The organism is Devosia sp., from assembly GCF_028290645.1.
Lineage (GTDB): Bacteria > Pseudomonadota > Alphaproteobacteria > Rhizobiales > Devosiaceae > Devosia_A.
Genome location: NZ_JAQGJL010000260.1, coordinates 1 through 11,565, shown reverse-complemented (window position 1 = coordinate 11,565; position 11,565 = coordinate 1). Strand labels below are relative to the sequence as shown.

The window sequence follows — 11,565 nt, the reverse complement described above, 5'->3', positions numbered from 1 at the left end:
ACCTCGGCGACTGGCTGGCGAGCGGCCGGCTCACCCCGCAGCTCTGGCTGCTCGCCTTCGAGCTGGTGCTGGTCCTCTCGCGCGACGGCTTCAACCGCGCCATCAATGTCGTCGACGCCATCCTCGGCGAAAGCCACTCCAACGCCGTCAGCCTCGAGCTGATGCAGCATGCGGCCAAGCTCGATTTGAAGCATTTCGAGCAATCCGAATACCAGGACCGCCTCGAGCGCGCCCGTCGCCAGGCCTCATCCCGCTCGACCGTCATCTCGCAGGTCTTCGGCCAGGGCCAGTCGATGATCACCGCCGTGGCGCTGGCCGCCGGCCTCTTCATCTATGCCCCGCTGCTCATCGGGCTCCTTGCGCTCGCGCTGATCCCTGCCGTCTGGGGCGAGTTCCGCTTCAACCGCCTCGCCTACTGGATCTCCCACAACCGCTCGCCGGAGCGCCGCCAGCTCGAATACCTGCGCCAGATCGGCGCCAGCGCCGACAGCGCCAAGGAGATCAAGCTGTTCGGGCTGGGCGATTTCCTCTCCGGCCGCTTCCGCGCCCTCAGCCAGCAGATCCTCGAGGAAAACCGCGCGCTCTCCATCAAGCGCGCGCTCCAGACCGGGTTCCTCGCCTCCATCTCGACCCTCACCTACTACGCCGCCTACGCCTATATCGTCTGGCGGACGCTGCACGGCGAGTTCTCCATCGGCACGCTGGTGTTCCTCTCGGGCAGCTTCAGCCAGCTCAACGGGTACCTGCAGCAGATCCTCATCGGCTTCACCCAGATCGCCGGCCAGTCGCTCTATCTCGACGACCTCTTCAGCTTCTTCGAAATCGCCCCCACCATCCTCGAGCCCAAGCACCCAAAGCCCTTCCCGCAGCCGCTCCGCCACGGCATCGTCTTCGACAATGTCGGCTTCCGCTATCCGGGCTCGGAAAACTGGGCGGTCCGCAACCTGAGCTTTGTCGTCCCCGCCGGCGAAACCCTGGCCCTGGTCGGCGAGAACGGCGCCGGCAAGACCACCATCGTCAAGCTGATGACCCGGCTCTACGACCCCGACGAAGGCCGCATCACCATCGACGGCACCGATCTCAAGGACTTCGCCACCGACGATCTCCGCACCCATATCGGCGTCATCTTCCAGGACTTCCTGCGCTACAGCTTTTCCGCCTCCGACAATATCGGCGTCGGCCGTATCGACGAAGCCGCCGACCGCGACCGCGTCGTCGCCGCCGCCTCCCAGAGCCTCGCCGATCCGGTGATCCGCAAACTCCCCGGCGGCTACGACCAGATGCTCGGCCGCACCTTCCTGAAGGGCCAGGACCTGTCAGGCGGCGAGTGGCAGAAGATCGCCATCGCCCGCGCCTACATGCGCAACGCCGAGATCATCATCCTCGATGAGCCCACCGCCGCCCTCGACGCCCGCGCCGAAGCCGAAGTGTTCACCCGCTTCAAGAACCTCGCCGAAGGCACCACCGCGGTCCTCATCTCCCACCGCTTCTCCACCGTCCGCATGGCCGACCGCATCGTCGTCCTCGCCGACGGCAAGGTGGTGGAAGCCGGGACTCACGCCGAGCTGATCGCGGAAGCGGGGAGGTACGCGGAATTGTTTGAGCTGCAGGCGGCCGGGTATCGGTAGGCAGACTGGTGGGCACTCGGCCACCATACCCACCGGCTGTCATCCCAGCGAAAGCTGGGACCCATTTCACCGCCCGCACCAGCCGAGAGCTGGGTGCCTGCCTTCGCAGGGATGACACCGGTGGGTGTGGTGGAGCACGAGGCACAATCGAACCACAGCCCCCTCTGCACCTCCGCCTTTATGGGGGAGGCCGGGAGGGGGCCGTCTGCTTCGGCTCTATCGTCCGGAGCGAGGGGACCCCCACGCTCGATCAGCAATAGTCACACCCCCCGCGCCCGCAACGCCTGCCCCGTCAAACTCCCCTCCGCCCCCAACAGCCCCGTCGGCGTCCCCTCGAACACCACGCTCCCGCCCTCGTGCCCCGCCCCCGGGCCGAGGTCGATCACCCAGTCCGCCCGGCTGATCACATCGAGATTGTGCTCGATGACGATCACCGTCGAATCCTGGTCCACCAGCCGGTCGAAGAGCCCGATCAGCGTGTCGACGTCGTTCATGTGGAGCCCTGTCGTCGGCTCGTCGAGCACGTAGATCTGCCCCTTCCGCCCCAGCTCCGCCGCGAGCTTCAATCGCTGCCGCTCGCCGCCCGACAGCGTCGACAGCGGCTGCCCCAGCGTCAAATAGCCGAGCCCTACATCCTCGAGCCCCTTCAAAATCTTGGCGATCGCCGCCTCGGTGAAAAAGCTCGCCGCCTCCCCCACCGGCATCTCGTAGACATCCGAGATCGAGCGGCCGCGCAGCTGGTAGGCCAGCACCTCGTCGGTGAAGCGCTTGCCCTCGCAGGTCTCGCACTCGGTCACCATCGGGTCGAGATGGGCGAGATCGGTATAGGTCACCCCCAGCCCGTTGCAGTCCGGGCAGGCGCCCTTGGAGTTGGCCGAGAACAGCGCCGCATCAACCCCGTTGGCCTTGGCAAAGACCTTGCGCACATTGTCGAGGATGCCTGTATAGGTCGCCGTGTTCGAACGCCGCGAACCGCGGTTCAGGTTCTGGTCGATGATCACCACGTCCGGATAGGCGCTGGGCAACGAGCCCTGGATCAGCGAACTCTTCCCCGCCCCGGCGACGCCCGTCACCACAGTCAGCACCCCTCTCGGGATGGTCACCGAAACATCCTTCAGGTTGTTGAGTTTCGCGCCCTTGATCCGCAGCTCGCCACTCGGCTTCCGCAGCTCGGTCTTGATCGGCTGGTATTTCCGGATGTGGTCGCCGGTCAGCGTGCCGGATTTCAGCAGCCCGTCGAAATCGCCCTCGTAGACCACCTCGCCGCCCTTCGATCCGGCGAACGGCCCCATGTCCACCACGTGGTCGGCAATGGCGATCATGTCCGGCTTATGCTCGACGATCAGCACCGTGTTGCCCTTGTCGCGCAGCTGCAGCATCAGCCCGGCGAGCCGGCCCACGTCGTGCGGGTGGAGGCCCACCGAGGGCTCGTCGAACACGTAGGTGATGTCGGTCAGCGACGAGCCGAGGTGCCGCACCATCTTCACCCGCTGGCTCTCCCCGCCCGACAGGGTCGAGCTCTCCCGATCGAGGCTCAGGTAGCCGAGCCCAATGGTCACGAGGTTCTCGAGCCGCGATGCGAGCGCTGTTAACATCGGTCCGACGGCGGGGGCATCGATGCTCCGGACGAAGGGGGCGAGGTCGGATACCTGCATGGCCGAGCATTCAGCTATGTTAGCGCCGTTCACTTTGCTCCCGAGCGCCGCCGTGTTGAGCCGCGCACCGTGGCAGGCGGGGCAGGTCTTGCGCGCAAAAATCTTGTCGTACTCGACCCGCACATGCGGCTGCAGGTTCTCGGGGTCCTTCGAGCCCAGCCCCTTCTTGAGCTTCGCGACCACCCCCTCATAGGTCAGCCCGATCTTGCCCACCTTGATCTTCCGGCCATCGTCGAGGTGGAGCAGGTTCTCGCGCTCCTCCTTGCTGAACCTGTTGATCGGCTTGTCCATGTCGAACAGGCCGGAGTTCTTGTAGATCTCCCACCACCAGCTATCGACGGCGAAATCCTTGGGTAGCAGCGCGCCCTGGTTGAGCGATTTGCTCTCATCGAGCACCGCGTCCATGTCCATCGCGGCCACCTGCCCGATGCCCTCGCATTCGGGGCACATGCCGCGCGGATCGTTGTAGGAATAGAGCCCGGGCGAGCCCAGCCGCGGCTCGGCGATGCGCGAGAACAGCACCCGCAACATCTGTGCCGCATCGGTCACCGTCGCCACGGTCGAGCGCGAATTGCCGCCGATCCGCTGCTGGTCGACGATGATCGCGGCCGAGATGTTCTCGAGTTCGTCGGCGTCCGGCTGGCCGTAATGCGGCATGAACTGCTGGACGAATGCGGGGTAGGTCTCGTTGATCAGCCGCTGGCTCTCGGCCGCGATGGTGCCGAACACCAGCGACGATTTCCCCGACCCCGAGACGCCGGTAAACACCGTGATCTTCCGCTTCGGGATATCGAGCGAGACGTTCTTCAGATTGTTCTCCCGCGCCCCGCGGATCCGGATCGAGCCGTACATGCAGACCTCTTTGGTAATTTACCGGTTAGTTAAATAAGCTATTGCCTGATGGCAAGGGCCAAACTTTGGCAGCTTGTGGCATCGTCGCGCCACAGCCTCGTGTCTGCACCTCCCCCTTCATGGGGGAGGCCGGGAGGGGGCCCTCCGCTTCGGTTCCATCGCCTCCCTCCCCCTTGTGGGGAGGGACCGAGGGTGGGGGTGGCCCCATGCGCCATCGTATCGGCCTGAACGCTCCACCCATCATCCCGTCACCTCAAATCAACCTGTCGACCGCCAGCAGCCTGCCAAACCCTCCTGTCATGACGTGTCAGCAGCCTCGAATTCGACATCCCGCCAAAGTTGACGCCGCGCCGCTTAGCGCCTACTTCCGGCCAATGAAACGCGAAACCAACAAGCCCACCGGTCCCAACCAGCGCATGCTGCGCGTCGGCGAACTGGTGCGCCATGCGCTGGCCGGGGTGTTCGCCCGCGGCGAGATCGACGATCCGCTGCTCGAAGGCAAGGTCATCACCGTGCCCGAAGTGCGCATGAGCAACGACCTGAAGCTCGCCAGCGTCTACATCATGCCGCTCGGCGGCGAGGGCGCCGACGAGATCGTCGCGGCGCTCAACCGCCACCAGCGCTTCATCCGCGGTCGTGTCGCCCCCGAGCTCGACCTGAAATTCGCCCCCGAACTGCGCTTCTTCATCGACACCACCTTCGACGAATTCGGCAAGATCGACGCCCTCCTCCGCTCCGACCGCGTGCAACGCGATCTGAAGGACGAGGACGAAGAGTAAGCGCAGTTGCATCGGTGCTGAGCGCCGGCCTCTCAGTCGTCTCCCCCCTGTTCAGGGGGAGGGGTCAGGGGTGGGGGTCCCCAGGCACCGGTGCCGCTGACCCCACCCTCAACCCCTCCCCCTGAAGTAGGGGAGGGAGGCGCAGGAACCGAAGCTTTGTCCCAACCCAGATCCACCAAGCGCGACGTCCGGACGAGCACAGCGAGGACCCCGGCCGTCGGCCGCCCCCGCGGAGGGCCAGCCCTTCGGCGGCCAGCCGATGGGCGGTGCGGCCCGTGAGCGAGAAGAACATGAAACGGAACGTTTCAGGCTGGTTGATATTCAACAAGCCCTACGACATGACCTCCACCCAGGCCGTGGCAAAGATCCGCTGGCTGTTCGGCGCGAAGAAAGCCGGCCATGCAGGCACGCTCGATCCGCTCGCCACCGGCATCCTCCCCATCGCGCTCGGCGAAGCCACCAAGACCGTTCCCGCGGTGCAGGACGGCAAGAAGCTCTATCGCTTCGCCATCAAGTGGGGCGAGGAGACCACCACCGACGATGCTGAAGGAATTGTCAGCGAGCGTTCATCTGTGCGGCCAGGTGGCGACGAAATCAGGGCAGCTCTCGTGACCTTTACCGGCGCGATCATGCAGACCCCGCCCGCCTTCTCCGCCATCAAGGTCGACGGTGAACGCGCCTACGACCTCGCCCGCGCCGGCGAAATGGTCGAGCTTCAGCCCCGCCCGATCTATGTCGAGTCCCTGCAACTCATTGAACACACTGAAGAAATCAGCCATCTCGAGATGACCTGCGAGAAGGGCACCTATGTCCGCGCCCTCGCCCGCGACCTCGCCCGCCACCTCGGCACCCGCGGGCACGTCGTAAAACTCCACCGCGCCGCCGTCGGCCCCTTCACCGAGGCCCGCGCCGTCACCTTCGAGGCCCTGGAAGCCGCCGCCGACCGCGATTCCCTGCTCCTGCCCGTCGCCGCGGGCCTCGTCCTGCTGCCCGAAATTCGCCTGACGCCGGAACAGCTTAGCGCCGTCCGCCACGGCAACCCGGTGCTGCTTGGCGGCGCCTCCGCCCCCGTCGCGCTCGATAGCGCCTGGGCAAGCACCGCCGGCGTCGCGGTGGCGCTCGGCCGCGTCGAAGCCGGCCAGTTCAAGCCCCAGCGCGTCCTCTTGGGCTGAAGATTCTCGCCCGATGGCACTGGAACTTAAGTCCCAGTCCGGCGTTCACCCACGCTGTAGTTTTCCTTGGGGCCGGGGGTTCATGTCTGCCGGGGTGTTACATGGCTGACGGGTCCAGCCCGGCCGAAAGTGCTGTACCATTGCATCGCCGCGTCCGCTCCGCCCGGCCGATCGCGGTGTATCTGTTCGTCTTGGCGCTGGTCGCGCTGGTCCCGGCCTTCGTCTTTTCCGCCATTCTGCTGCAACGCAACAACGAGGCGCAGGAGCGCGTCGTCGAAACCCTGATCACCGGCAATGCCCGCTCGATCGTCCAGGCGGTCGACCGCGAAATCAACGCCAACATCACCACCCTGCGGGTACTCGCGACCACCCCGCCACTGGACCCGGCCGACTATGCGACCTTCCATGGCCGGGTGAGCGAGGCGCTGTCCGAAAGCGGCTCCTACGTCTATCTCATCCACTCCGACTACACCTCGGACCTCTCCACCCGCGTCCCCCTGTCCGAGCAGCACAGCACGCCCATCGGCGACGTCGCGACCGCCAAGCAGGCCTTCGACACCCGCGAGGTCGCCGTGTCCGACGCGGTGTTCGGCCGCATCTCGCAGCAATGGGTGGTCAACATCCTGCAGCCGATCTTCCCGCCCGCCCATGAGCCGATCATCCTCGGCTTCAGCCGGACCGCGAGCCAGCTGTCGATGGCGTTGCTCGCGAGCCGCATGCCGGACGGCTGGCACGTGGCGCTGGTCGACCGCAAGGGCGTCATCATCGCGGCCTCGGGCGAAGGCGGCAACACCGGCGACGCCTTCAACCTCGCCCCCGTCAACGCACTCGGCTCCACTCCCGGCTGGCGCGCCATTGCCTCGGACGGCATTGAATATCTGGTCGTCGCCCAGCAATCCCTGCTCACCGGCTGGACGCTCGTCGCCTGGGCCGATCGCGACGTCGTCGCCCAGCCGCTTGCCGACGCGTTCTGGTCGCTGCTCGCCGGCGGCGTGCTGCTCGCTGCGCTGGTGGTGCTCGTCGTCTACGGCGTCAGTCTCCAGATCGGGCGCTCGGTGCATGGCCTCGAAGCCGACGCCAAGCGCCTCGGCGCCGGCCAGCCGGTCGAGGCGCGCAGTTTCCCGATCGCCGAAATCGAGACCGTCTCGAGCGCGCTCGGCGATGCGTCGCGCCGCCGCCAGGCCGCCGAAACCGAGGTGCGCTTCCTCATGCGCGAGCTGGCGCATCGGAGCAAGAACCAGATGACCGTCATTGCCGCCATGGCCAAGCAGACTGCCCGCGGCGCCGACACCGTCCCCGAATTCGTCTCCAGCTTCGAAAAACGCATCTTCGGGCTTGCCCGCTCGACCGACCTGCTGCTCGCCCACGGGGTCGCCGGTGTGGACCTCAAGGAGTTGCTGGTCAGCCAGATCGACCCGTTCTGCCCGATCGACGGCGAGAGCGTCATCGTCGAAGGTCCGCCGCTCCGGCTCAACGCCCAGGCGGCGCAGATCCTCGGCATGGCGGCGCACGAGCTCGCCACCAATGCCGTGAAATATGGGGCCTTTGCCAGGGAAGGCGGCCGGCTCCGGGTCACCTGGCAGCGCGTCGGCGAGGCCGTCGCCTTCGTCTGGCATGAAAGCGGCAGCGCCCCCGGCGCCGTCACCCCGCGCCGCGGTTTCGGCACCACAGTGCTCGAGAACATGGTCGGTCGCTCGCTTGGCGCCGAGGTCAAGCGCGAGGTGCACGAGCGCGGCATCGAGTGGCGCTTCACCATCCCGTTGGCCTCGCTCGATCCGTCCGACACGCTGAACGGCAGGAGCGAAAGCGAATCCGGAGCGTGACCGAAAAGATCCGCCAGAGCTTGCGGCTCGATCGCGGACCACGGCAAGTCCCTTAGACAAATAGCTGGCATTCGTCCCCCCTTTCCCCTATAGAGCGCGCGAGTTCCGGCCCAGCCGGCGCTTATTCATGGCTCCGCCTGGACGACATCCCGGGCGGCAGCGTCCCGATGATCCTCTATAGAAAGGACCTTTCCGATGTCGATTACCGCAGAGCGGAAGACTGCGCTCATCAAGGACTACGCCACCAAGAAGGACGATACCGGCTCGCCGGAAGTCCAGGTCGCGATCCTCTCCGAACGCATCGCCAACCTCACCGAACACTTCAAGCTGCACGGCAAGGACAACCATTCCCGCCGCGGCCTGCTGAAGATGGTTTCGACGCGCCGCCGGCTCCTCGACTACGTCAAGAAGTCCGACGAAGCGCGCTACAAGGCGTTGATCGAGCGCCTGGGCCTGCGCCGCTAAGGCAAGGCTTGAATTACGACTCCGGACCCACGAGGTACGCCTCGTGGTCCAATCCCGGCAGAAACGCCGGTTAGTAGCGTAGGCTGACGAACTACGCGGAGCATGGCGAGATCATCGGCCGCTCACGGCGCCAGCAGGTGCCTCTCCCCCCGAGACATGAGCGGCTCATCGTCTTGTCCATGTTCCGCCCCACCCAGACCGGTGGGTGTCAGCGCGGAACCGTGCCGATTTTGGGTCCGTCCGAGCACATGGGGTGCTGGAGGGGCTGGCACACCGGATGAGTTCGCGGGGTGGCTACGCCCCCGCGTTCCCGCTCATTCCGGCAGAATGGAAAGACATCGATATGCCCATCAATTTCGACCACCACAAAGTCGAACTGAACTGGGGCGGACAGCCCCTTACCCTCGAGACCGGCAAGATCGCCCGCCAGGCTGACGGCGCCGTGCTCGCCACCCTCGGCGAGACTGTGCTCCTCGCCACCGTGGTCTCGGCCAAGTCCGCCAAGCCCGGCCAGGACTTCTTCCCCCTGACCGTCAACTACCAGGAAAAATACTTCGCCGCCGGCAAGATCCCGGGCGGCTACTTCAAGCGCGAAGGCCGTCCGACGGAAAACGAGACGCTGACCTCGCGCCTGATCGACCGCCCGATCCGCCCGCTGTTCCCCGATGGCTACAAGAACGAGACCCAGGTGGTCGTCACCGTTCTCCAGCATGACATGGAGAACAACCCGGACGTCCTCGCCATGGTCGCCGCCTCTGCCGCGCTGACCATCTCGGGGGTGCCGTTCATGGGCCCGATCGGCGCCGCCCGCGTCGGCTATATCGATGGCCAGTACGTGCTCAACCTCGCCGTCGACCGTCGCGCTGAATCAAAGCTCGACCTGGTCATGGCCGGCACCCAGGACGCCGTCCTGATGGTCGAATCGGAAGCCCAGGAGCTGTCCGAGGAAATCATGCTGGGCGCCGTGATGTTCGGTCACGAGGCCTCCAAGAAGGTCATCGACGCGATCATCAAGCTCGCCGAACTGGCCGCCAAGGAGCCGCGCGACTTCACCGCGCCGGACTACTCGGCGCTCGAGGCAGAAGTGCTGGCCGTCGCCGAGGCGGACCTCCGCGCCGCCTACAAGATCACCGACAAGGCGCAGCGCTACGCCGCGGTCGATGCCGCCAAGGCCAAGGTGAAGGAAGCCTTCGCTCCCGCCATCGAAGCCGGCACCGTCTCGGCCGAGGACCTGGGCGAAGTCGTCCATAACCTCCAGGCCAAGATCGTGCGCTGGAACATCCTCGACACCAAAACCCGCATCGACGGCCGCGACCTCGTGACGGTCCGCCCGATCTCGGCGGAAGTCGGCGTGCTGCCGCGTACCCACGGCTCGGCCATCTTCACCCGCGGTGAAACCCAGGCCCTCGTCGTTGCCACCCTCGGCACCGGCGACGACGAGCAGTATGTGGACAGCCTCGAAGGCACCCAGAAGGTGAACTTCATGCTGCACTACAACTTCCCGCCGTACTCGGTCGGTGAAGCGGGCCGCATGGGCTCGCCCGGCCGCCGCGAAATCGGCCACGGCAAGCTCGCCTGGCGCGCCATCAACCCGATGCGCCCCAAGGCCGAAGACTTCCCCTACACCATCCGCGTCGTCTCCGAGATCACCGAGTCGAACGGCTCGTCCTCGATGGCGACCGTCTGCGGCACCTCGCTGGCGCTGATGGATGCGGGCGTCCCGCTGAAGAAGCCGGTGGCCGGTATCGCCATGGGCCTCATCCTCGAAGGCGAGCGCTTCGCCGTGCTCTCCGACATCCTCGGCGACGAGGATCACCTGGGCGACATGGACTTCAAGGTGGCGGGCACTGCCGACGGCATCACCTCGCTGCAGATGGACATCAAGATCGCCGGCATCACCGAGGAGATCATGCAGGTGGCGCTCGGCCAGGCCAAGGGCGGCCGCGAGCACATCCTGGGCGAGATGGCCAAGGCCATCACCGCCTCGCGTGACTCGGTGGGCGAGTTCGCGCCCCGCATCGAGACCATCCACATCCCGACCGACAAGATCCGCGAAGTGATCGGCACGGGCGGCAAGGTGATCCGCGAGATCGTCGAAAAGACCGGCGCCAAGATCGACATCTCCGACGACGGCACCGTCAAGGTCTCGTCCTCGGACGGCGCCTCGATCGATGCCGCGATCAAGTGGATCAAGGGCATCACGGACGAGCCGGAAGTGGGCCAGATCTACCAGGGCACCGTGGTCAAGACCGCCGATTTCGGCGCCTTCGTCAACTTCTTCGGCGCCAAGGACGGCCTCGTCCACATCAGCCAGCTCGCCACCCAGCGCGTCGGCAAGACCACCGACGTCGTCAAGGAAGGCGACAAGGTCTGGGTCAAGCTTTTGGGCTTCGACGAGCGCGGCAAGGTCCGCCTGTCGATGAAGATCGTCGACCAGGCGACCGGCAAGGAAATCGCCGAAACCGAAGCCGCCGAATAAGCGCTTCGAGAGCGAAAATACGAAAGGCCCGGAGCAATCCGGGCCTATTTTCTTTGTGGTGACGAACGCCTCAGTCGTCTCCCTCCCCCCTGCGGGGAGGGAGCAAGGGTGGGGGTCCACAGCTCGCTGCCCAAGGTGAAAGAACCGAAGCAGACGGCCCCTCCCCACCCCTCCCCACAAAGGGGAGGGTGCCGCATCGAGTACGTGGCACCATCTCGCCAACCCACCGGCTTACACCTCCCCCTTCATGGGGGAGGCCGGGAGGGGGCCCTCCGCCTCGACACGGCACGAAACCCGAGCCCCCACAGCAACCTGCTCAACCCCGAAACGCTCCCCAAACGCGATGTCATCCCAGCGAAAGCTGGGACCCATCCATCATCCCGCGCCAGTGGAGAGTTGGGTCCCTGCTTCCGCAGGGATGACACCGAGTGTGTGGCAGCCACATACGAAAGACCCGAGCGATCAGGGCTTTTTTTCTTGAGGTGGTGCACACCGAGTCCTTAGTCATCTCCCTCCCCCTTGCGGGGAGGGATCAAGGGTGGGGGTCCACAGCCTCGCTGCTGAGGTGAAAGAACCGAAGCAGACGGCCCCTCCCCACCCCTCCCCATAAAGGGGAGGGTGCCCCGCCGGTGCGTGAGGCACCATCCAGCCCAAACTCGACTCTGCACCTCCCCCTTCATGGGGGAGGCCGGGAGGGGGCCCTCCGCCTCGG

At 65.9% G+C, this 11,565-nt stretch carries 7 protein-coding genes; 6 read left to right on the top strand and 1 reads right to left on the bottom strand.

The window, feature by feature from the left end:
* On the top strand, window positions 1-1,628 hold a 1,628-nt coding region (locus tag JWQ89_RS14270), incomplete at its 5' end, for an ABC transporter ATP-binding protein (RefSeq protein ID WP_299642067.1).
* Between the two features lie 260 nt (window positions 1,629-1,888).
* Here JWQ89_RS14270 and JWQ89_RS14265 read toward each other — a convergent pair.
* The gene (locus tag JWQ89_RS14265) at window positions 1,889-4,135 is read right to left on the bottom strand and encodes an excinuclease ABC subunit UvrA (protein ID WP_299642065.1); all 2,247 of its coding nucleotides are present in this window, start codon (window positions 4,133-4,135) and stop codon (window positions 1,889-1,891) included.
* Between the two features lie 374 nt (window positions 4,136-4,509).
* Here JWQ89_RS14265 and rbfA point away from each other — a divergent pair, with 374 nt between their 5' ends.
* The 5 genes from rbfA to pnp all read left to right on the top strand — a co-directional run bounded on the left by rbfA (window position 4,510) and on the right by pnp (window position 10,853).
* Window positions 4,510-4,914 (top strand): 30S ribosome-binding factor RbfA, encoded by a 405-nt coding sequence (rbfA, locus tag JWQ89_RS14260; protein WP_299642064.1) that lies wholly within the window; start codon window positions 4,510-4,512, stop codon window positions 4,912-4,914.
* Between the two features lie 290 nt (window positions 4,915-5,204).
* Window positions 5,205-6,086 (top strand): tRNA pseudouridine(55) synthase TruB, encoded by an 882-nt coding sequence (truB, locus tag JWQ89_RS14255; protein WP_299642062.1) that lies wholly within the window; start codon window positions 5,205-5,207, stop codon window positions 6,084-6,086.
* A gap of 101 nt (window positions 6,087-6,187) precedes the next feature.
* Window positions 6,188-7,909: a sensor histidine kinase gene (locus JWQ89_RS14250; protein ID WP_299642060.1), complete on the top strand. Its 1,722-nt coding sequence runs from the start codon at window positions 6,188-6,190 to the stop codon at window positions 7,907-7,909.
* Window positions 7,910-8,104: 195 nt separating this feature from the next.
* Entirely contained in the window at window positions 8,105-8,374 is a 270-nt protein-coding gene (rpsO, locus tag JWQ89_RS14245) for a 30S ribosomal protein S15 (RefSeq protein WP_055874294.1), read from the top strand.
* A gap of 343 nt (window positions 8,375-8,717) precedes the next feature.
* Complete coding sequence (gene pnp / locus JWQ89_RS14240; protein ID WP_299642058.1) at window positions 8,718-10,853, top strand: polyribonucleotide nucleotidyltransferase; 2,136 nt, start codon at window positions 8,718-8,720, stop codon at window positions 10,851-10,853.
* Window positions 10,854-11,565 lie beyond the last annotated feature (712 nt).